Origin of the sequence: Chryseomicrobium sp. FSL W7-1435, from assembly GCF_038595005.1 — a bacterium.
Classification (GTDB): Bacteria; Bacillota; Bacilli; order Bacillales_A; family Planococcaceae; genus Chryseomicrobium.
In genome coordinates this window covers 1,626,317-1,646,781 of record NZ_CP151997.1, presented here as the reverse complement: position 1 = coordinate 1,646,781, position 20,465 = coordinate 1,626,317, and the positions used below count along the sequence as shown (strand labels likewise).

Below are 20,465 nucleotides of genomic sequence, written 5' to 3'. Positions count from 1 at the left end.
TGGAAAAAATATACTAGTAGAACGCAACTTAAACAAAAATCAGTAGATTCTCTAGAATTTAATCTAGAGAATCTACTGATTTATTTTGGTCTAACCTCTTTAGAGTTTAATGTTTGATGCGCTTGTTGGACAATCTCTTCAAAATTAGGTGATTGTGTAAAATCACTGGATTTCTTTAAATAAAACAAGAATTCAATATTTCCTTCTCCGCCAGTAATCGGTGAGAAAGTCGCGTCTTGTACAGCAAACCCAGCATTGTTAGCAAATAATGCCACTTGTTCAAGAACATCTAAATGCACTTTAGGGTCACGGACAATCCCTTTCTTTCCGACTCGATCTTTACCAGCTTCAAACTGCGGTTTGACTAACGCAACCACTTCTCCACTATCCACTAAGATTGAAGCAAGTGGCGGAAAAATTAAATGGAGAGAAATAAAGGATACATCTATTGTAGCGACAGTCGGCAAGCCAACTGGAAAATCTTCCGGTTTGCTGTAGCGGAAATTTGTACGTTCCATCACGGTCACACGTTCATCGCTACGGATTTTCCAGTCCAGCTGGTTATACCCGACATCAAGTGCATAAGCGTGTTTAGCACCGTTTTGCAATGCACAGTCAGTAAATCCACCTGTAGAAGAGCCAATGTCTAACAAAATAGCGTCTTTCAAGTCGAGAGAGAATGCCTCAATAGCTTTTTCAAGTTTAAGACCACCACGACTCACATACTTTAGACGCTGTCCTTTTAAAACAAACTCACATGAAACCTCTACTTTTTCACCAGGTTTCATAATCTGCATTTCATTCACATAAACCTGACCGGCCATGATAGCCCGTTTTGCCTGCTCACGTGAAGTGAAGAGCTCTTTTTCAACGAGCAAAATGTCTGCTCTTTCCTTTGGAACTTGACTCATTACACGGTAGCCTGCTGAAGTTGTGACTTCACTTGTTTTTTCAACTCTTCTACAGAAATATGAATATCATTTAACAACTCAGGCACATCTCCGTGCTCGATGAAGCAATCTGGAATTCCCATTCGAGTTACATTCACATGCTGTTTTTGATCATTATAATGTTCTAGTACACTGCTTCCAAAACCGCCTTGCAAGACTGCTTCTTCAAGAGTGATAACTGGAATAGAACGTTGAGCAATTGAGTTTAACATTTCGCTATCAAGTGGCTTAATAAAACGAGCATTTACAACTTCTACAGAAATTCCTTCTTGGCTTAATTCTTCAGCTGCTTGCATCGCCATTGGAATTGTCGTTCCAAAAGTTAAGATCGCTGCATCAGTTCCTGCCGATAAGACTTCCCAACTTCCGATTGGAATTGTTTTTAATTCCTCATCCATTGGAACTCCATAGCCGTTGCCGCGAGGGTAACGAAGTGCAATTGGACCATCATTGTATTCAATAGCTGTTTTCACCATGTGTTGCCCTTCGTTTTCATCCTTAGGCATCATGATAACGATATTAGGCATATGACGTAAGAAAGCAATATCATAGACTCCTTGATGCGTTTCTCCATCTGCGCCAACGAGACCAGATCGGTCAATACCTAAAAATACGTTTAGATTTTGACGGCAAACGTCATGAAGCATTTGATCATAAGCTCGTTGCAAGAAAGTGGAATAAATCGCAACATACGGTTTCATACCGTCCATTGCCATACCAGCTGCCATTGTAATGGCATGTTGTTCAGCAATCCCCACATCAAACATACGATCAGGGAATTCAGAAGCAAAGCCTTCTAGCTTTGAACCTACAGGCATAGCTGGAGTTATCGCAACGATACGCTTGTCCTCACGTGCTAATCGACGAACTGTCTCTGAAACGAGACCACTCCATGAAGGACCTTTAGAAGATGATTTCACAAAGTCACCCGTCTCCATTTTGTAAGGGCCGGTTCCGTGCCATGTGCCAATCTTATCAAGTTCAGCTGGTTGGAAACCTTTCCCTTTCTTCGTGATAACATGCAAGATAACAGGACCATCTGCATTTTTAGCAAATTTGATGTTTTCTTCTAAATCATCGAAGTCATGACCATTGATAGGTCCTAAGTAAGTGAAGCCCATCTCTTCAAAGAATGCTCCAGACACCATTAGATACTTTAAGCTATCTTTTACGCGTTCAGCAGTTGAAGCAATTTTCCCACCGACAGCAGGGATTTTTTTTATTAAGTATTCAATATCATCTTTTGCTTTGTTATAAGATCCATGTGTGCGTAATTTGCCTAAAATATTGTGAAGTGCTCCAACGTTAGGGGCAATAGACATTTCATTGTCATTTAAAATAACAATCATTTTTGTCTTTTCATGGCCGATATGGTTAAGTGCCTCAAGAGCCATACCCCCAGTTAACGCACCATCCCCAATAATTGGAATTACATGGTTAGACTTGCCCAAGACATCTCGAGCTTTCGCCATACCCATTGCGGCAGATAGGGATGTGGAGCTATGCCCAGCTTCCCATACATCATGTTCACTTTCAATGCGTTTTGGAAAACCGCATAATCCCTTGAATTGACGGAGCGTGTCAAATTGATTCGCGCGACCTGTCAGTATTTTGTGCACGTAAGCTTGATGCCCTACGTCCCAAATAAACTTGTCTTCTGGAGAGTTAAAAGCTTTATGAAGAGCGAGAGTTAACTCGACTACTCCTAAGTTCGGTCCAATATGACCACCTGTTACAGATAATTTTTCAATAAGAAAATCTCGAACGTCTTGACTTAACGACTCGAGTTCCTCTTTCGACATTGTTTTCAAAAAGGATGGACTTGTTATAGTATTCAGATCCACTTCCATCACACACCTTATCTTGTTATTCCTTAATTTATAGGTAGTTCTAATAATAGCAATAACCCTCATGAAAATACAGTGAGAAGTTAGTTGTCTCTATAGGTAATATAGTCTGCGAAGCTTTTTAGTAAGCCTTGACCTTTGCCAATGGATGCCAAAGCTTCGGTTGCTTGTTGATGATACTTAGTTCTTTCAGCTACTGCGCCTTCTAGAGTTAGCAGGGCAGGATAAGTACTTTTATTGGCAGCTATATCCTTGCCAGCTGTTTTTCCAAGTATGGTTGAATCGGCTGTAACATCTAAAATATCATCTTGTACTTGGAACAGAACACCTAAAGCTGTAGCATACTCAGCAAGTGCTTGTTGTTGCTGTTCATTTGCTCCTGAAAGAAGGGCTCCAGCCTGTACGCTAAACTGAAGGAGCGCACCAGTTTTGTTTGCATGAATTTGTTGAAGATGAGCTAGCTCTACTGCACTTCCTTCTGCTTCCATATCCATTAGTTGGCCACCGACCATACCTTTAGCACCCGCAGCTTCTGAAAGTAGGCGAATTAGTGAGATTTTCTCGCCATCTGTGTATGTTGTCGAGTGACTAAGTAGACGGAACGCTTCAGTTAAGAGTCCATCACCTGCTAAGATCGCCGTAGCTTCACCAAAAACGACATGGTTTGTAGGTTTTCCTCGACGTAACTCGTCGTCATCCATCGCCGGAAGATCATCATGAATAAGGGAGTAGGTGTGAATGTACTCAAGAGCACACGCAGCATCGTAGCCTCTTGCAAGTGGTTGACCAAATTCTTCAAGAACTGCAAGAAGCAACATAGGACGAACTCGTTTTCCACCAGCTTCTAATGAATAGAGCATCGACTTCTTCAACGTTTCGGTAATCGATTGTTGTTGAATGCCCGCTAGTAAATGCTGTTCGATATCTTGTAGATGCTGCTGAATGAACAGTTTGACATCTTGAGACATAGACTAGACCTCCTCTTCTTCACTGATAAACTGGACAAGTTGTTTTTCAGCTTGTTGCAATTTAGTTGAACATTGAGCAGATAGCTCCATGCCTTGTTTATACAAATCGATTGATTCCTCTAAAGGAACGTCCCCTTGTTCTAATCGACGCACAATCTCCTCTAATTGTTTCATTGCTTCTTCAAATGTCCGTTCCATGCTTTTCACCCTTTTCTACAGATTGTATGACTGCTTGAGCAGTCCCATCGTGAAAGTGTATTGCTAGTGTGTCATTAGCGTTTAGTTGTTCGACAGACTTAATGACAGTCCCTTGGATTTCTGTATAGACAAATCCTTTTCTCATCGTTTGAAGTGGACTCAACGCCTCAAGCGTACGCATACGATCAAGGAGTTCCCTGCTTCTTGCAGCGGTCTGTTGCTTAACGATGAAATGCAGACGTTGTTGCAGTTTTTGATTATTGGCCATTTCTGTTTGAATACGAGCATGCGGAGACAAAAACTGCAAACGCATTTCGAGCTGTCTATAGTCAGAACGTGTTCGTTGGACCTGTTTTTCTAAAGCAGCGGTCAATTGCTCTTGTAACCGAATGTGCTGTTCGACAAATGGTCGATAAAGTCTAGCTGTGTCGGTAAAAACAAGTGATGAAGACAGACGCTGCCAATGTTCCTCTCGTTGCTGCAGAGCCACCGTTGCCAGTTGCCGCACTCGAGTTGCTTGATCGTCAATATGGCGTCTTAGTTGCAACTGATCAGGAACGGCAAGTTCTGCAGCTGCCGTAGGAGTCGGCGCACGTAGATCTGCTACAAAATCAGCTATTGTGGTATCGGTTTCGTGCCCAACAGCACTTATAATAGGAACGCGGCTCCCAGCTATTGCTCGAGCTACTGGTTCTTCATTAAAAGCCCACAAATCTTCAATTGAACCGCCACCTCGACCTACGAGGAGAACATCCATGTCCTTACTTCGGTTGGCTTTTTCTATCGCTCGAACAACAGAAGCAGCTGCTCCGGCCCCTTGCACAAGTGCAGAAAACACGGTAACTCTTGCTAACGGAAATCTGCGTTCTAATGTAGCAAGTATATCTCGAATCGCTGCTCCTGTCGGTGAGGTAATGACACCTATATGTTGAGGAATTTTAGGAAGAGGTTTCTTCAGATGGGGAGAAAACAAACCTTCTTGATCTAGCTTCTTTTTTAATTGTTCATAGGCAACAAATAGAGCTCCCACTCCATCTGGCTCCATCGATTTTACATAGAATTGATAATTCCCCGCACTTTCAAACAAACTAATATCACCCGTGACAAACACATTCATTCCCTCTTCTGCACGGAAAGTTAAGCTACGCGCCTGCCCTGCGAACATGGCACAAGCAATGCGTGATCCCGCATCTTTTAAAGTAAAATAAACATGGCCATTAGAGTGGTATTTCACATTTGATAACTCCCCTTTAACGAACACTTTTCGTAAATAAGGATCTGCATCAAATTTCTTTTTTATGTACCTGGTTAATGCGGTGACAGTTAAATAACTAGATTGCTCGGTCAAAACAACGCCCCCTCCGGTAAAACAAGCTTGTACGGGATGTACAAGCTTGTTGTCATTGTATTAAGTTCTAAGTGCACGCTCTGCACTCAAACAGGTATTCTCCATTAACATGGCAATCGTCATCGGACCGACGCCACCCGGAACAGGTGTTAGAGCACCAGCCACTTCTTTTGCAGATGCAAAATCAACGTCTCCAGATAGCCTGCCATCTGAGTTTCTATGAATCCCGACATCAATAACGGCTGCACCAGGTTTAATATGCTCTCCCGTAATCATAGAAGGTTGTCCTGTTGCAACAATTAAAATGTCCGCCTGTTTCGTGAACTCGGCCAAGTCTGGAGTTCTTGAATGAGTGTAGGTAACTGTGGCATGCCGGTTGAGTAGTAATTGTCCCATCGGTTTGCCCACGATATTACTGCGACCAACGATAACAGCGTGTTTGCCTTCGATTTCAATCGCCGAATAATCAAGGAGCTGAATAATTCCAAACGGTGTACATGGGATAAAGCCTTGTTGACCAAGTAGTAGTTTCCCAACATTGAGAGGATGAAAACCATCTACATCCTTCCTTGGATCAATAGCTTGCAGGATTTTATGTTCGTCCATGTGCTTTGGAAGTGGCAGCTGAACCAAGATTCCGTGTACCGAATGATCCTGATTGAGGTCGTCGATAAGTGCCAATAATTCATCCTCAGTAAGGCTTGAAGGACGAGAAATCACGTCAGATTTCATGCCTAAACGGGTGCTAGTACGCTCTTTACTGCCAACATAAGTTTGAGAAGCTGGGTCGTCACCAACTAAAATCACGGTCAAACCCGGTAGTATTCCCTGCTCGTTCAGCACAGAAACGCGATCTTTTACTTTCAAAATTACTTGCTCAGCAATTGCTTTGCCATCGATGATTGTCGCTGTCATGTTGCACGCTCCTACTTGTTGATGTATTTAGATAATACGCCATTTACAAATCGGCTGGATTGTTCGTCTCCATATGCTTTTGTCAGTTCTATCGCTTCATTAATGATTACTGGTTTAGGAGTATCTTCTGTATGTTCTAATTCAAATACAGCCATCCGCAATATAGTTCGCTCAATTTTTGGAAGGCGGTTAAGTGACCAGTTCTCGAGCTTTTCTTCGAGGCTATTGTCAATCTCTTCACGGTGGGCCAGAGTTCCGTTTACTAAAGTATCATAAAATACATCTTGTTCTTCTGTGACGTGCAACATCGCTTCGTGTATATTCATTTCGGAATGATCCAATTGAAACAGTACGCGCAGTGCATGTTCGCGAGCTTCTCTTCTTTTCATACATGTTGACTCCTTTATCCATTCACTATGCTACATATCATAGCATAGAAATGGTGGTTACAAAACTTTATTCCTAATTCAGAAAGTTTAATGGAAGCAAAAAATAGGCACCTCACAGGATGCCCGTGAGGTGCTTGAAATTAATTGTTTTCTTGTGTTTCGAATTGAATGCCCGTCACGTGGACATTGACTTCTTTCACTTCAAGGCCCGTCATATTTAAAATTGCCTGACGTACATTTTGTTGTACTTCTTGTGCAATAGTTGGCACCGATTTGCCATAGCGAACTGTACAAAAGACGTCTATGAACAAGCCTTTAGCAGAGATGTCAGTTTTGATACCTTTACCGTGCACTTTTTTACCTAATAGCTCGACAACGCCTGCTGCGAAGTTGCCACGAGTAGCTGCTACTCCATCTACTTCATGTGCAGCAATTCCAGCGATCACAGTTAAAACATCAGGAGCGATTTGAATAGATCCTAAGTCACCTTTACCAGTGGACATTTGAAAATATTCTTGATCTTTAGTTTCAGCCATTGGGAACATCCTCCTTCATAATTTCATAGTGCTCTAAAAATTTAGTATCAAAATTTCCTGAACGGAAAACTTCATGATCCATTAGACGTAAATGGAAAGGAATCGTTGTCTCTACTCCATCAACGATAAACTCTTGCAACGCACGTTTCATTTTAAGCACTGCTTCTTCTCGTGTAGGTGCATGAACAATCAACTTCGCTACCATAGAGTCATAGAATGGAGGAATCACGTATCCTGGGTATACCGCTGAATCGACACGTACCCCATAACCACCAGGAGGTAGGTACATTGCAACCTTACCAGGTGACGGCATGAAGTTTTTCGACGGGTTTTCAGCATTGATACGACATTCAATAGACCAACCATTCAAACGAATATCTTCTTGCTTGATTTTTAATACTTCACCAGAAGCAACCAGAAGTTGTTGTTTGATTAAATCTACTCCAGTAACCATTTCGGTAACAGGATGTTCTACTTGAATACGTGTGTTCATTTCCATGAAATAAAAGCTATCTTGAATATGATCATAGATGAATTCTACTGTACCGGCAGACTCATAGTTCACGGCAAGAGCCGCTTTTACAGCAGCATCTCCCATTTTTTGACGAGTCTGTTCCGTTAGAGCAGGCGAAGGTGCTTCTTCCACCAGTTTTTGCATGCGACGCTGGATGGAACAATCGCGCTCGCCAAGATGGATCGCGTTTCCGTGACCATCTGCTAGCACTTGAATCTCTACATGGCGAAATTCTTCAATAAATTTCTCCAAGTAGACACCTGGATTACCGAATGCGGCCTGTGCTTCTTTTTGGGTAATCTTGATTCCTGTAACAAGTTCTTCTTCTGAACGTGCCACGCGAATTCCTTTACCTCCACCACCTGCTGTAGCTTTAATTATGACAGGATAGCCGATTTCACCAGCTATTTTTTTGCCTTCTTCAATGGATTCAACAATTCCAGTAGAACCTGGCACTACAGGAACACCAGCTGCTCGCATCGTTTCTCGTGCAACGTCTTTTGTTCCCATTTTAGAAATCGCTGAACTAGATGGTCCAATGAATTTAATATTGCAAGTTTCACAGAGCTCAGCAAAATCAGCATTTTCTGCTAAAAATCCATAACCCGGGTGAATGCCATCGGCGCCAGTTAGTTTGGCAACGCTCATGATGTTCGAAAAGTGTAAGTAAGAATCTTTCGATGTGCGGGGTCCAATACAATAAGCTTCATCGGCTAGTTGGACGTGCAACGCTTCTTTATCAGCTTCTGAATAAACAGCAACTGTTTCGATGTCCATTTCTTTGCATGCGCGAATAATACGCACGGCAATCTCGCCTCGATTGGCAATAAGTACTTTTTTCATGTTTGTCACCTCTTCGATGAATTATTTAATAGAAAATAGTGGCTGGCCGTATTCAACAAGCTGTCCATCTTTGACGAGAATCTCAACGATCTCACCATCAATTTCAGCCTCAATTTCATTAAATAGTTTCATAGCTTCAACGATACAAACTACTGAACTAGCTGAGACTTTATCGCCAACTTTGACATAAGCTGCTGCGTCCGGAGAAGAAGATTCATAAAAAGTTCCTACCATTGGTGAAGTGATTGTTTTGTAGTTGTTTTGTTCTTTTTGTTCTGGAGCTGCAACTTCTTTTTCTTCTACAACAGATGTTTGCGAGACGGCTGGCGTTGATGCTTCAACTGCAGCTGTAACTTGTGATGGCTGTTCTACTACTTTTTGAGTAGTGCCTGTGCCTACACCATGCTTTTTAAGTTTTAATTTAGTACCGTCTGCTTCAAATACAAATTCATCTAGTGAAGATTGATCCATTAATTTTATGATTTCTCGAATTTCTTGAATTTTCATTTTTATCGAACTCCCCTATTTCAGTTATGAGAATCTTTCCACTGTCTATTCTACAGTTTTTCGTTCTTTCGCGCACCCTTTTTTATTACCAGCTCTTATATTTCCTATTTTTCGGATAACATAAAATCGTTTGAATAACAAAAAAACTCGCTCGCGGCGAGTTTTAATAAGTTGAATAATCGACTTGTACTTTTGCAGCCTCAGGGTATTCTTTTTTCACTGCATAAATAATGTCATTTGCTTCTTCTGGTGCCAGCATCTCAGCAGAAACATGAACCAGCACTTGATCTTCTTGGATGCGCACCAATGCTTCTGGGTACCCGAGTGAAGTGATTACTAGTTCAAGCAAGGCCTCAGTAGAATCTTGGTTAGTGAGATTCTCTAGCTGTTGATACGCTTCATTTTTTTCTTCAGCTGTAAACTCTGGTGAGCCGATTTTTTGTGTGAGTTGTTCTCTCAACTGACTTCTTTGCGATTCTACTTCCATGCGCATCTCTTGAAATTTTTCGTTTGTCGGATAACTTACGGGTTGATTTTGATTGATGCCATCTACGGCAGCTTCGTCCTCAAACAACACGATACCACTGAAGGGATCTGGACGATCGTTCAATACATAAACGGAGAATACGGCACCAAGGCTGAGCAATGTCATAAACCAAACTATACGTTTTTTAGGGGTCAATAAAATCTCCTTCCATAGGTTCTACTTGAATGCGATGTTGTGAGATTTGGAGAACGGATGCGACAGTCTGACGTAATTTGTGCCTGGTAGATGGCTGGTTGGCTCCTTCCGCTATGACAAGAACTCCTACAGGTGCTGATGAATTATCTGCAACATCAAAAAAACTAGCGGACTTCTCAGGATAATGGATGTAAAGTTCCACTCTGCCCACCCCTTCCATTTGCATCAAGGCTGTAGCAAGTGGTTGTTCCGCTGTCTTATCGGGTTGATCAGTAGTGATAAAGCCAATTGCTAAAATCAACAGTGCGCCGAGCAATAGAGCAAGCTTTTGTTTTGGCTGCAACACGTCACCTACAATACGTTATGAGAGACCTCGGATAAATATGAAAATAAATAATAACACCAGCAATTTTTTCATCGTATGCAACTCTTGTTCGCGATCTGGTAAAAGTAGACAGAGACATTCCGTTAAAACATATAAAAGTAGCATTGTTTGTAAAAAAATCATCAGGCACTACCTACGGTCAACTGGAACAATACTAGACAATATAATAACAGCACTAATATGACTGCAATCATAAACAGAAACCAGGCACACATGATAAACAGCAATTTACCTAAGTCGTCTAGCAAGGCCCCCACTCTCTCACTGCCAATGATGACTAGAATTGCGCCGCTTGCACGCAACACAAATGCATCTAACAGGAGTTTACCTAGCGGAATGGCGACCATGCCTCCAATGGTTATAGAGGCAGTGGTCCCTAACGTTAATGCAGACAAAGAAGCGAGGCCTTTGACAGTAGACAGTCCCTCCGTAAATAACGAGCCTACAAGCGGAATAGAGTTTTGAACAACAGAAACTAGTGACGGTTTTAGTTGATCCATCAGCAACCAGCTTAACCCGCCACTTGCAGTGATAATGGCTGTAAATAAGGTAAACAGTAGAAACAATAAGAAAATGAGAAGATTACGTGCCAGTTCCGTGAGTCGAGTGAAGCTAGACTCAGAGTCCAATCGGTTCAACAGAGTAATGCTGGTTGTAAAAAGGAGCAGTGGATAGATGATGGATTCTAAAAACTGAAGACTGAACAAACTGTAAGCGACAGCCGCAAATGGCGCCAAAGGAAAAAGGACGGACACAAATAATTGGGATACCACTAATAGAAAGGGCACAATAGCTGACCAGAGAGGATTGAGGACCTCACGTATTGTCTGGATGGTTGTTAAGATTCCAGAAAAGTAGCGAATCATCATATACACAACCAACAGAAAGTAGAGAAACTCTGAAAGTTTTTTTGCATTTGGATGAACAAATGATAACAATTGATGCGTACATGTAAGCACGAGTAAAGTTGTTAAAAGTTCGATTGGTAGCCAGTTGGACAAGCTGTCACCGCATTTATAGGAGTAATTGTATCCAGTAATGAATGAGAGAAAGTTTAAACAACAGCACTATGAGTTTTGAAAGCACAGTTTCCCCTAACGCGTCTAAATAGGAAGCCAAAAAATCCAATGCTAAGTAAAAAAATGTCGTTACAAGTAAACCTTTAACTATGGGTAAAAGATCTATCGGCACTGCTTCAATAGCCATTTCGACGAGAGGCTTGGTAGATTGAATGGTAATGGTGACAACGAGAAACAACATGGAAGTTTGTAAATAAAAACTAACGGACGGTACTAGCTGTCGAATGATTTGAGACAGCAGAATATAAAAAAAGACAAGACCGATTGTCGCCCAAAGACTTGGCATCACATCTCATAAAGCCACAACAAATACTCTTCAATCACTTCAAAAAATAGTTTGAGCATGCGCAACAATTCGATTGAAAAGTAAATGAATGCAGTGACCGAAATAAAAAATGAGTATTCACTTTTATTGTTAAGTTCGAGGAACACGTGAAGGAGTGCAAGAAGGATGCCTACTCCTGCCATTCTGAAGATGTCATCAAAGCCCACCCAGCTACCTCCTTTGTTAGTACTGTATGAGCAAATTGGATGCTATAGACTAAAAAAGAGCTTGAAACAAAAGAAATCAGCAGATTCTCTTGAATAAATTCTAGAGAAACTACTGATTTTCGATGTTAAATCTTGTTGGGATTTAGTTTTTGTAAATCGGCAATAGTTCATAACTGTAGAGTTATTGTGCGCGAGATACGTATGAACCTTCAGTTGTATTAACGATTAATCGATCGCCAACATTAATGAATAATGGCACAGTAACCATAACGCCAGTCTCTAACTTAGCCGTTTTCGATCCACCACCAGAAGTGTCGCCTTTGATACCTGGTTCAGTTTCGATAACTTCTAATTCAACTGTGTTCGGCAACTCGATACCAAGTGTTTCTCCTTGGTATTGAACAATGCTAAGCTCCATGTTTTCTTTCAAGAACTTCAATTCATATTCGATAGAGTTTTCAGGAAGCTCTACTTGATCGTAGCTCTCTGTATCCATAAATACGTGCATATCACCATTTGCATACAGATATTGCATTTTGCGTGTATCAATTTGGGCTTTCTCTACTTTTTCGCCCGCACGGAACGTACGTTCATTGACTGAACCACTGCGAAGGTTACGCAGTTTTGAACGAACAAATGCAGCGCCTTTACCAGGTTTAACGTGTTGGAATTCAATTACACGGTATAAGTTACCGTCAAAAACGATGGTTAAGCCTGTTTTAAAATCATTTACTGAAATCATGTGATTTCCTCCTATAAAATAACTAATTCTTTTGAAGTAAGCGTTAAGCGTTCTACGCCCGTCTCAGTGACTAACGCGTCATCTTCAATTCGCACACCACCGATATCCGGTAAATAAATACCCGGCTCAATAGTGATTAACATGCCAGGCTCTAATACAACGTCAGAACGTGAGGAAAGACCAGGACCTTCATGTACCTCTAAACCAATTCCATGACCTAGTGAGTGTCCAAATGCTTCTCCGTAACCTTTTGAAGCAATATAGTCACGAGCAATCGCGTCTGCCTCTTTACCTGTCATACCTGGCTTGATTTTTTCAAGTGCAAGAAGTTGAGAATCTAAGACGACTTGATAAATCTCTTTTAACTTTTCAGAAGGCTCTCCAACAGCAAGTGTACGTGTCACATCAGATACGTAGCCATTGTAGTATGCACCAAAGTCTAGTGTAATGAAATCACCTTGCTCGATTACTTTATGAGTTGCTACACCATGTGGCAGTGCAGAGCGAACCCCAGAAGCAACAATTATATCAAATGACGAAGATGTTGCCCCCTGTTTGCGCATGAAAAATTCAAGTTCATTTGAAACATCTAGTTCCGTCATACCTGGTTGAATAAATGTGAGGATGTGCTCGTAAGCGTCATCTGCAATTTTACATGCTTGCTTAATAATAGTAAGCTCGTCTTCCGTCTTAATCAAGCGGATTTTTTCAACGATGCCCGTTGTTGGGACAAGTTCTGCTTCCAGAGCCTTGTTGTAGCGATCATATTCTGCAAAAGTCATAGCCTCTTGTTCGAATCCAACTTTATCAAGGCCATTTTCTTTCACGACTTGAGCAACAGCTTCAATCAGTGTAGTTTTTTGTTCTACAAGTGTATACCCTGTGATTTGAGCATTTGCTTGTTCTGTGTAGCGAAAATCTGTAATAAAGAAAGCTTCTGACTGTGTAACAAGAGCTACTCCTGCCGTTCCAGTAAAGCCTGTTAAGTAACGACGACTGTGTGGATTTGTGACTAGAAGAGCGGATAAAGATGAATCAGTCAATGCTTGACGAACTTTTTCTAATTTCATAATGACTTAGCCTCCTATATAAACACTATGTCTAGTGTAGCATAGGGCTATTTTTCAGAAAACGATTATTATTTCGTCACTCAAAAAAGATGCCGAAATCGGCATCTTTTTGTTCTAAAGTCCACACTTCAGTTGTGCACCACAATTTGTACAAGTGTTACAGCCACCTAGCTCTTGGACAGTACCTTTTCGACATACCGGACAAGTGTTCCCAACTTCAGAACCAATTGTTACGTTTGTGCTTCGCAAATCTTGAATTGTATCAATCAGAACGATTGGTCGTTTTGTTTCGACAATTTCATCATGGGGTTCTGACATATCGTTTTCTTCAGCTTTCAGCGTCAGCACTTGCGAGTCACGGCTACCATCTACATACACCGTGCCACCTTTTGCCCCACCTTTGTAAAGTCGCTCATACACACCTTCTACTTGCTCGACGGTGTAGCCTTTAGGCGCATTAACTGTTTTAGAGATCGAAGAATCAATCCAACGTTGAATAATGCACTGTACGTCTGCATGGGCTTCAGGCTTTAATTCCATAGCCGTTACAAACCACTCTGGCAAATCATCAGCTGAAGCGTGAGGATTGCGCTCTACGTACTCGCTTACGATATCTGCTTTGACTTCAATAAACTTGCCAAGTCGACCGCTACGGTAGTAAGTGAATGAGAAGTACGGTTCTAGACCAGTCGACACCCCAACCATAGTGCCCGTTGAGCCTGTTGGTGCTACTGTTAGCAAATGAGAATTGCGAATCCCGTTTTCCAAAATCGATTCACGAATGGATTCATTCATTCCTTGCATGAAACCAGTCTCAGTGAAGGCCTTGCGCAAACGAGCCGTCTCTTCTTCAGTATCCCCTACTAAGAATGGGAAGCTTCCTCGTTCTTTAGCAAGCTCGACAGATGTCTCGTAAGCAGTTTCGGCAATTGTTTGGAAAATTTGGTCGACTACTTGATTGCCTTCTTCAGAGCCATATGGTTTTTCACAATAAATCAATAGATCTGCAAGGCCCATAACTCCGAGTCCGACACGTCGTTCTCCTAGTGCTTGTACTTTGTTCTCTTCTAAGAAATACGGTGTCGCATCAATGACGTTGTCTTGCATACGTACACCTACGCGCACTGTATCTTTTAATGCTTCAAAATCAACAGTCTTGGATTCTTTGTGCGCAAATTGAGCTAAGTTAACAGCTGCTAAGTTACAAACACTGTATGGCGCAAGTGGTTGTTCCCCACAAGGATTGGTTGCCACTACCTTCTGTCCATAGGCTTTTGCATTTGTTTTATCGTTGGCGTTATCGATAAAGAAGATTCCTGGCTCTGCCGAATAGGTCGCACAAATATTGATCAAGTTCCACAATTCCCTTGCTTGGATTGTGCGGTACGTACGAACTTCATAGCCCATTTGTTCCCACTCTCGAACATCTCCAACCTTATGCCACTCACGGTTGTAAATAGCCATATCTTCTTTTGAGTAATTTTCTACAGCTGGGAAGCGCAAATCAAATGAAGCTTCATCTTCTACAGCTTGCATAAATTCTTTAGTTAACGTCACAGAGATGTTAGCACCGGTCAAAAATTCTGAGTTGTGAACGCTGTAATGACCGCCATCGCGCAACTTGACTTCAGCATCACGAATAATTGTTTCACTAAATCCACCTAAACCAGGGATGGCTTTATAATTAACAATCCCTTGATACATTTGTTCTTCTTGTACTGTCAAAGGCTTGAATTTCAATTTATCTTTTGCTAATTGTGTGATCCACTCATCATCTGTGTTTTCAATCAAATAACGTAAAATACGTGGATTTTGCATTTTGGAAATAATGAACTCAGCAATATCTGGATGCCAATCCGCTAGCATAATCATTTGTGCTCCACGTCTAGAACCGCCTTGCTCAACTAGATGTGTAAGCTTAGCGATGTCATCTAACCAGGAAACGGATCCCGAAGATTTACCATTTACTCCACGCGCAAGAGTGTTACGAGGGCGTAATGTAGAGCCATTTGTTCCTACTCCACCACCGCGACTCATGATTTCCATGACCTGTTTACGGTGGTCACTGATGCCTTCACGAGAGTCGGGAACGAACGGCATTACGTAACAGTTAAAATAAGTGACGTCTGTTTCTGCCCCAGCGCCATATATCACTCGACCAGCAGGAATAAAGTTTAGAGATACCAGTTGATCGTAAAATTTTTGGAACCAATACTTTCTTTTTTCTTCTGTTTCTTCGACACTTGCCAGTCCTGTAGCATTACGCAGGGCAATTTGCTCATAGAACAACTCAAGAGGTTTTTCAATAACCGATAGAGGTCGTGTAATTTCCCCTGTAATCGCTTGTTCTGGGTTATCGATTGCGCTTCTGTACTCTTCATCAATTTTGACAACAGCCGTTTTCTTACTCCAATCAATTGAGACAATTTGCCCAAGACCACGTGCCGGGAATTTCGGGTCTTCTTTCACGGTAAGAACTACAAAGTCATCTGGTTGTAGTGTTTTCTTTTCGGTATCTTTGAAGGAATAGCGGTCAATCATCACTAAGCGTGAGACGCCTTTGTGGGTAAGTTTCATATCCGTTGTGATCGGATGAACTTGAGGAAATTGTTGAATCGTTTCGTTCAGTTGTTGTATAGCTGAATGCTGGCTTAATAGAGTAGATGGTGAGACCATATGAATTCCTCCCGAAATAGATTATTCTGATATTGACACAATATGTAGTGTATATAGAAATGATATAGCACTACATATTGATTGTCTAGTCAAAGAGAGCCGGTTTCAAAATATGAAACTTTGAACCTATTCGGGTGAATTTCCATAGCCCAGAAGTGGCGTTTATTTTCGTAAGTTCCATTCGTCAGAGCGATACCTTGATGCTGCTAGCTTCTCCACATAATCTTGCTGTTCTGAATTCAATGAAAAAGAAGTAAGATGAACATTTAAAGCCATTTCAAAGCCTTTTTTGAAGGCGGGTACACAAGCATCCACCGAGGTCGGATATGGTAGTAATTTGTTGATTGAGACAGCTTTTTGACGCAAGCTTTTTTGAACTTTCTCCCGGTGGTCTTTAGATGTATAGGAAAAACAATTAATGTATTTTTCTTCATCAAGATCAACAAGAATGGCACCATGCTGCAATATGACGCCTCGTTGTCGAGTCTGTGCCGAACCGGCTACTTTTTTCCCCTCTACCACTAGTTCATACCAAGAAGGTGCATCGAAACAGACAGCTGATTTAGGCTGATTCAATGCACTTTTTTGAGAACTGGTTTCTGGGATTGAAAACTCTGCTTGCATCCCTAAGTTCCGAAATCCTTGTAGAATCCCTTCACTTATGACGCGGTAAGCTTCTGTTACCGTTTTAGGCATATCAGGATAGTCTTCCGAAACAATGACGCTATACGTCAACTCATGTTCATGTAGAACTGCCCTTCCCCCCGTCGGTCTGCGAACAAATCCTAGTCCCATCTCTTTAACAGCAGGTAAATGAATATCACGATCTACTCGTTGAAAATAACCGATGGATAAGGCTGCAGGTTCCCATTGATAAAATCGAATGATGGGCGGAAGTAACCCTTCTGCATGCCATTCTAGTAAGGCCTCATCAAGTGCCATGTTATAAGCCGCATCTTGTTTGCCTGAATCTATAAAAAACCACTCGTTTGTCATCGAATTGCCTCCGTTTTGCGAGAATGTCTTGTAAACTCGTTGAATCTCTTTAGTCTACTACTTATAATAGAGGAAGAGAAGGGAGTAATGCAGTTGTTAGAAATCGTATTAGGTATCTTAGGTGCCATTATTGTGTTCGGAATTTATACATTCTTTACAGGTATGAAAATGAAAAAATCTGTATCGACACTGTCCCAGGATGATTTCATCCAAGGGTATCGAAAAGCACAGCTTATTGATGTCCGTGAACCAAAAGAGTTTGATGGTGGCCACATTTTAGGGGCTCGTAATATCCCGGCTAGCCAGATGAAGACGCGGATGAAAGAAATTCGTAAAGACAAGCCAGTTTATTTATACTGCCAAAGTGGCGCACGTAGTGCACGAACTGCTTTGACATTAAAAAAGAACGGCTATGACCAACTCTATCAGTTAGATGGCGGATTCCGCAAATGGACAGGCAAAATTAAAACGAAATAATCATAAACAAGGCTCGCCAAGTTGGCGAGCCTTTCGTTTATTTTGTGTAACGTAACACAGGTTTACGCGCTGCCTTCGTCTCATCTAAACGACCAATAACAGTAGTATGTGGTGCATTTTGCACCATTTCCGGATTCTCTTCTGTCTCTTTTGCGATTTGAATCATGGCATCACAGAATGCATCCAATGTTTCTTTAGATTCTGTCTCCGTAGGTTCAATCATCATGCCCTCTTCTACATTTAACGGGAAGTAGATCGTTGGCGGATGATACCCGAAGTCTAACAGACGTTTTGCCATGTCCAGTGTGCGCACGCCTAATTTCTTCTGACGACGTCCACTTAACACGAACTCATGCTTACAATGACGGTTGTATGGAAGGTCAAAATAAGGCTCTAAACGACGCATCATGTAGTTTGCGTTCAATACAGCATATTCTGTAACGGCTTTAAGACCATCTGGACCCATAGAACGAATATAAGTGTAAGCACGAACATTAATACCAAAGTTTCCGTAGAACGGCTTCACACGACCAATAGCTTGTGGGCGATCATAATCAAATGTGTAGCGTCCCTCTTTTTTCACAAGTACTGGTGCTGGTAAGAAAGGAATCAAGTCTTTCTTCACGCCAACTGGACCTGAACCTGGACCCCCACCACCGTGTGGACCTGTAAATGTTTTGTGTAAATTTAAATGTACACAGTCAAAGCCCATGTCTCCAGGGCGAGCTTTCGACATTACTGCATTTAAGTTGGCACCATCGTAATAAAGTTTTCCGCCAACGCCATGAATAATGCTAGCCATTTCTAAAATATGTTCTTCGAAAAGTCCAAGTGTATTAGGATTCGTTAACATAAGAGCCGCTGTGTCATCTCCTGCCACTCGGCGAAGATCTTCAAGATCCACTAGACCAAATTCGTCTGATTTTACTGTGATGGTCTCAAAGCCAGCAACGGTTGCTGAAGCTGGGTTCGTACCGTGAGCAGAGTCAGGTACAATTACTTTTGTACGATGATGGTCCCCGTTTGCTTCGTGGAATGCACGAATCATCATAAGCGCTGTCCACTCCCCATGAGCACCAGCAGCAGGTTGCAATGTAACATCGTCCATACCTGTAATTTCAATCAAGTGCTCTTGGAGGTCATACATCAATTCCATAGCTCCTTGAACAGAAGACTCATCTTGAAGTGGGTGGATGTTTGCAAATCCAGGGTAACGAGCAACACTCTCGTTGATTTTTGGATTGTATTTCATTGTACAAGAACCTAATGGATAGAATCCTGAATCTACACCGTGATTACGGTTTGAAAGTGCTGTGTAATGACGCATAATATCTAATTCAGATACTTCTGGTAGTTCCGCCTCTTCTTCACGTACCATTCCTTCCGGGAGAAGGGATGAAAGGTCTACTTCAGGTACATCTAAATCTGGCAAGCTATAGCCAATACGACCTTCAGTTGAAATTTCAAAAATCAAGGGTTGGTTATCTTTATGCATAATAAGCCCCCATTTCCTGCACAAATGCATCGATTTCTTCTTTAGTGCGTTGTTCTGTGACAGCTACCAACACATGGTCTTGTAACTCTTTATAGTACGTCCCAAGGTGTAAACCACCAATGATCTCTTTTTCAAGAAGATGCACATTCAAGCCTTCAAAACTACCTGGTAGCTTTACAACTAACTCGTTAAAGTGCGCTCCACCAAACACGACCGAGAATCCAGCTGATTCTAAAGCGGCTTTTGCATAAGCGGTTTTTGCTATGTTTTGAATCGCAATTTCTTTTGCGCCTTGTTTCCCTAGTGCTGTCATGGCTACACTAGCTGCCAATGCGTTCAACGCTTGGTTCGAACAAATATTTGAAGTGGCTTTGTCACGACGAATATGTTGTTCACGTGCTTGTAATGTCAAGACGAATCCACGACGTCCTTGGTCATCTGTTGTTTCTCCTACTAGACGACCCGGTACTTTACGCATCAACTTACTTGATACTGCGAAGTACCCACAGTGAGGTCCACCAAATGCTTCTGGAATACCAAATACTTGCGCATCTCCAACCGTAATATCTGCTCCAAATTTCCCTGGAGGTGTTAACACTCCTAGAGCTAGTGGATTCGATGAACTAACAAATAGCGCTCCGTGTTCGTGAGTCATATCTGAGATTCGTTGCATATCATCAAGTTGACCGAAGAAGTTCGGGTATTGAACCATAACAGCTGCTACCTCATCAGAAAGCTGTTCTTCTAATGCAGCTAAATCCGTTTTACCGTCTTTTTGAGCGACTACTTCTACTGCAATGTTTTGACCATGTGCATACATTCTTACTACGTCACGGTACTCAGGATGAACAGCCTCTGAGATTAGAATCTTTTTACGACGCGTGTGACCAGCTGCTAAATTTCCAGCTTCTGCAAGCGCTGTTCCGCCATCATACATCGATGAATTCGCAAGTTCCATTCCTGTTAACTCAGCAATCATTGTTTGGAATTCAAAAATTGCTTGCAATTCACCTTGTGAGATTTCTGGTTGATACGGCGTATAAGCTGTATAAAATTCAGAACGTGAAATTACGTGATCAACGATAGTAGGCTTAAAATGGTCATAGACACCTGCACCAATAAATGACGCATAGTTACGTGTATCTGCATTTTTCGCAGCCATTTTACTAAGTTCTTTCAACAAAGCCGTTTCAGACTTTGCTGGTTTAATTTGATAATCACCTTGGAAACGAACTTTTTCCGGAATATCAGAAAATAGTTCATCTATAGATGAGACGCCAATTGTATCAAGCATTGCTTGTTGATCTTGTTCGGTCATTGGTAAATAACGATGTTTGATCATGAGTCAATCGCTCC

The 20,465-nt window shown here is 41.7% G+C and carries 22 protein-coding genes; 1 reads left to right on the top strand and 21 read right to left on the bottom strand.

Going from position 1 to position 20,465, the window contains the following annotated elements:
• Positions 1 to 80 precede the first annotated feature (80 nt).
• The 19 genes from MKY84_RS08350 to MKY84_RS08260 all read right to left on the bottom strand — a co-directional run bounded on the left by MKY84_RS08350 (position 81) and on the right by MKY84_RS08260 (position 17,137).
• Positions 81 to 911 carry a TlyA family RNA methyltransferase gene (locus MKY84_RS08350; RefSeq protein WP_342525480.1) on the bottom strand — a complete coding sequence of 277 codons (831 nt, stop codon included), beginning with the start codon at positions 909 to 911 and terminating at the stop codon, positions 81 to 83.
• Complete coding sequence (gene dxs, locus MKY84_RS08345; protein WP_342528870.1) at positions 911 to 2,794, bottom strand: 1-deoxy-D-xylulose-5-phosphate synthase; 1,884 nt, start codon at positions 2,792 to 2,794, stop codon at positions 911 to 913. Before dxs ends, MKY84_RS08350 begins: the two co-directional genes overlap by 1 nt.
• An 86-nt stretch (positions 2,795 to 2,880) precedes the next feature.
• On the bottom strand, positions 2,881 to 3,765 hold the full coding sequence (locus MKY84_RS08340; protein ID WP_342525479.1) for a polyprenyl synthetase family protein: 885 nt from the start codon (positions 3,763 to 3,765) through the stop codon (positions 2,881 to 2,883).
• Positions 3,766 to 3,768: 3 nt separating this feature from the next.
• The gene (xseB, locus tag MKY84_RS08335; protein ID WP_342525478.1) at positions 3,769 to 3,972 is read right to left on the bottom strand and encodes an exodeoxyribonuclease VII small subunit; all 204 of its coding nucleotides are present in this window, start codon (positions 3,970 to 3,972) and stop codon (positions 3,769 to 3,771) included.
• Positions 3,947 to 5,311 (bottom strand): exodeoxyribonuclease VII large subunit, encoded by a 1,365-nt coding sequence (gene xseA / locus MKY84_RS08330; RefSeq protein WP_342525476.1) that lies wholly within the window; start codon positions 5,309 to 5,311, stop codon positions 3,947 to 3,949. Before xseA ends, xseB begins: the two co-directional genes overlap by 26 nt.
• 60 nt (positions 5,312 to 5,371) lie before the next feature.
• Positions 5,372 to 6,226 (bottom strand): bifunctional methylenetetrahydrofolate dehydrogenase/methenyltetrahydrofolate cyclohydrolase FolD, encoded by an 855-nt coding sequence (folD, locus tag MKY84_RS08325; RefSeq protein ID WP_342525473.1) that lies wholly within the window; start codon positions 6,224 to 6,226, stop codon positions 5,372 to 5,374.
• Positions 6,227 to 6,237: 11 nt separating this feature from the next.
• Positions 6,238 to 6,615, bottom strand: a complete 378-nt coding sequence (gene nusB, locus MKY84_RS08320; RefSeq protein ID WP_342525471.1) for a transcription antitermination factor NusB — start codon at positions 6,613 to 6,615, stop codon at positions 6,238 to 6,240.
• Positions 6,616 to 6,755: 140 nt separating this feature from the next.
• Positions 6,756 to 7,151, bottom strand: a complete 396-nt coding sequence (locus MKY84_RS08315; RefSeq protein ID WP_342525470.1) for an Asp23/Gls24 family envelope stress response protein — start codon at positions 7,149 to 7,151, stop codon at positions 6,756 to 6,758.
• A complete protein-coding gene (gene accC, locus MKY84_RS08310; protein ID WP_342525469.1) occupies positions 7,144 to 8,508 on the bottom strand; it encodes an acetyl-CoA carboxylase biotin carboxylase subunit in 1,365 nt (454 codons plus the stop codon). The genes MKY84_RS08315 and accC overlap by 8 nt, the downstream gene beginning before the upstream one ends.
• Before the next feature lie 21 nt (positions 8,509 to 8,529).
• Positions 8,530 to 9,015, bottom strand: coding sequence for an acetyl-CoA carboxylase biotin carboxyl carrier protein (gene accB / locus MKY84_RS08305; RefSeq protein WP_342525468.1), 486 nt, complete (start codon positions 9,013 to 9,015; stop codon positions 8,530 to 8,532).
• A gap of 163 nt (positions 9,016 to 9,178) precedes the next feature.
• Positions 9,179 to 9,697 carry a SpoIIIAH-like family protein gene (locus MKY84_RS08300; protein WP_342525467.1) on the bottom strand — a complete coding sequence of 173 codons (519 nt, stop codon included), beginning with the start codon at positions 9,695 to 9,697 and terminating at the stop codon, positions 9,179 to 9,181.
• Entirely contained in the window at positions 9,687 to 10,040 is a 354-nt protein-coding gene (locus MKY84_RS08295) for a hypothetical protein (protein ID WP_342525466.1), read from the bottom strand. Before MKY84_RS08295 ends, MKY84_RS08300 begins: the two co-directional genes overlap by 11 nt.
• A gap of 164 nt (positions 10,041 to 10,204) precedes the next feature.
• Positions 10,205 to 11,083: a hypothetical protein gene (locus tag MKY84_RS08290; RefSeq protein ID WP_342525464.1), complete on the bottom strand. Its 879-nt coding sequence runs from the start codon at positions 11,081 to 11,083 to the stop codon at positions 10,205 to 10,207.
• 13 nt (positions 11,084 to 11,096) lie between these two features.
• Positions 11,097 to 11,447 carry a hypothetical protein gene (locus MKY84_RS08285; RefSeq protein ID WP_342525462.1) on the bottom strand — a complete coding sequence of 117 codons (351 nt, stop codon included), beginning with the start codon at positions 11,445 to 11,447 and terminating at the stop codon, positions 11,097 to 11,099.
• The gene (locus MKY84_RS08280; RefSeq protein WP_342525461.1) at positions 11,447 to 11,653 is read right to left on the bottom strand and encodes a SpoIIIAC/SpoIIIAD family protein; all 207 of its coding nucleotides are present in this window, start codon (positions 11,651 to 11,653) and stop codon (positions 11,447 to 11,449) included. The genes MKY84_RS08285 and MKY84_RS08280 overlap by 1 nt, the downstream gene beginning before the upstream one ends.
• A 181-nt stretch (positions 11,654 to 11,834) precedes the next feature.
• Positions 11,835 to 12,395, bottom strand: a complete 561-nt coding sequence (gene efp, locus MKY84_RS08275; RefSeq protein ID WP_342525460.1) for an elongation factor P — start codon at positions 12,393 to 12,395, stop codon at positions 11,835 to 11,837.
• An 11-nt stretch (positions 12,396 to 12,406) separates the two neighbouring features.
• Positions 12,407 to 13,468: a Xaa-Pro peptidase family protein gene (locus MKY84_RS08270; protein WP_342528869.1), complete on the bottom strand. Its 1,062-nt coding sequence runs from the start codon at positions 13,466 to 13,468 to the stop codon at positions 12,407 to 12,409.
• Between the two features lie 111 nt (positions 13,469 to 13,579).
• Positions 13,580 to 16,141, bottom strand: coding sequence for a vitamin B12-dependent ribonucleotide reductase (locus MKY84_RS08265; protein ID WP_342525459.1), 2,562 nt, complete (start codon positions 16,139 to 16,141; stop codon positions 13,580 to 13,582).
• A gap of 162 nt (positions 16,142 to 16,303) precedes the next feature.
• Positions 16,304 to 17,137, bottom strand: coding sequence for a biotin/lipoate A/B protein ligase family protein (locus MKY84_RS08260; protein WP_342525456.1), 834 nt, complete (start codon positions 17,135 to 17,137; stop codon positions 16,304 to 16,306).
• A gap of 87 nt (positions 17,138 to 17,224) precedes the next feature.
• Here MKY84_RS08260 and MKY84_RS08255 point away from each other — a divergent pair, with 87 nt between their 5' ends.
• The gene (locus MKY84_RS08255; protein ID WP_342525454.1) at positions 17,225 to 17,614 is read left to right on the top strand and encodes a rhodanese-like domain-containing protein; all 390 of its coding nucleotides are present in this window, start codon (positions 17,225 to 17,227) and stop codon (positions 17,612 to 17,614) included.
• Positions 17,615 to 17,651: 37 nt separating this feature from the next.
• Here the strand turns inward: MKY84_RS08255 and gcvPB are convergent, their stop codons facing one another.
• Both gcvPB and gcvPA read right to left on the bottom strand, forming a co-directional pair.
• Positions 17,652 to 19,109 carry an aminomethyl-transferring glycine dehydrogenase subunit GcvPB gene (gene gcvPB, locus MKY84_RS08250; protein WP_342525452.1) on the bottom strand — a complete coding sequence of 486 codons (1,458 nt, stop codon included), beginning with the start codon at positions 19,107 to 19,109 and terminating at the stop codon, positions 17,652 to 17,654.
• A complete protein-coding gene (gene gcvPA / locus MKY84_RS08245; protein WP_342528868.1) occupies positions 19,102 to 20,448 on the bottom strand; it encodes an aminomethyl-transferring glycine dehydrogenase subunit GcvPA in 1,347 nt (448 codons plus the stop codon). Before gcvPA ends, gcvPB begins: the two co-directional genes overlap by 8 nt.
• Positions 20,449 to 20,465: the final 17 nt, after the last annotated feature.

What these genes read in the sequence shown, in the direction of transcription:
- MKY84_RS08350 (WP_342525480.1), bottom strand. Translation starts at nt 911, where the DNA reads ATGAGTCAAGTTCCAAAGGAAAGAGCAGACATTTTGCTCGTTGAAAAA.
- MKY84_RS08340 (WP_342525479.1), bottom strand. Translation starts at nt 3,765, where the DNA reads ATGTCTCAAGATGTCAAACTGTTCATTCAGCAGCATCTACAAGATATC.
- folD (WP_342525473.1), bottom strand. Translation starts at nt 6,226, where the DNA reads ATGACAGCGACAATCATCGATGGCAAAGCAATTGCTGAGCAAGTAATT.
- nusB (WP_342525471.1), bottom strand. Translation starts at nt 6,615, where the DNA reads ATGAAAAGAAGAGAAGCTCGCGAACATGCACTGCGCGTACTGTTTCAA.
- MKY84_RS08315 (WP_342525470.1), bottom strand. Translation starts at nt 7,151, where the DNA reads ATGGCTGAAACTAAAGATCAAGAATATTTTCAAATGTCCACTGGTAAA.
- accC (WP_342525469.1), bottom strand. Translation starts at nt 8,508, where the DNA reads ATGAAAAAAGTACTTATTGCCAATCGAGGCGAGATTGCCGTGCGTATT.
- accB (WP_342525468.1), bottom strand. Translation starts at nt 9,015, where the DNA reads ATGAAAATTCAAGAAATTCGAGAAATCATAAAATTAATGGATCAATCT.
- MKY84_RS08285 (WP_342525462.1), bottom strand. Translation starts at nt 11,447, where the DNA reads ATGCCAAGTCTTTGGGCGACAATCGGTCTTGTCTTTTTTTATATTCTG.
- efp (WP_342525460.1), bottom strand. Translation starts at nt 12,395, where the DNA reads ATGATTTCAGTAAATGATTTTAAAACAGGCTTAACCATCGTTTTTGAC.
- MKY84_RS08265 (WP_342525459.1), bottom strand. Translation starts at nt 16,141, where the DNA reads ATGGTCTCACCATCTACTCTATTAAGCCAGCATTCAGCTATACAACAA.
- MKY84_RS08260 (WP_342525456.1), bottom strand. Translation starts at nt 17,137, where the DNA reads ATGACAAACGAGTGGTTTTTTATAGATTCAGGCAAACAAGATGCGGCT.
- MKY84_RS08255 (WP_342525454.1), top strand. Translation starts at nt 17,225, where the DNA reads ATGCAGTTGTTAGAAATCGTATTAGGTATCTTAGGTGCCATTATTGTG.
- gcvPB (WP_342525452.1), bottom strand. Translation starts at nt 19,109, where the DNA reads ATGCATAAAGATAACCAACCCTTGATTTTTGAAATTTCAACTGAAGGT.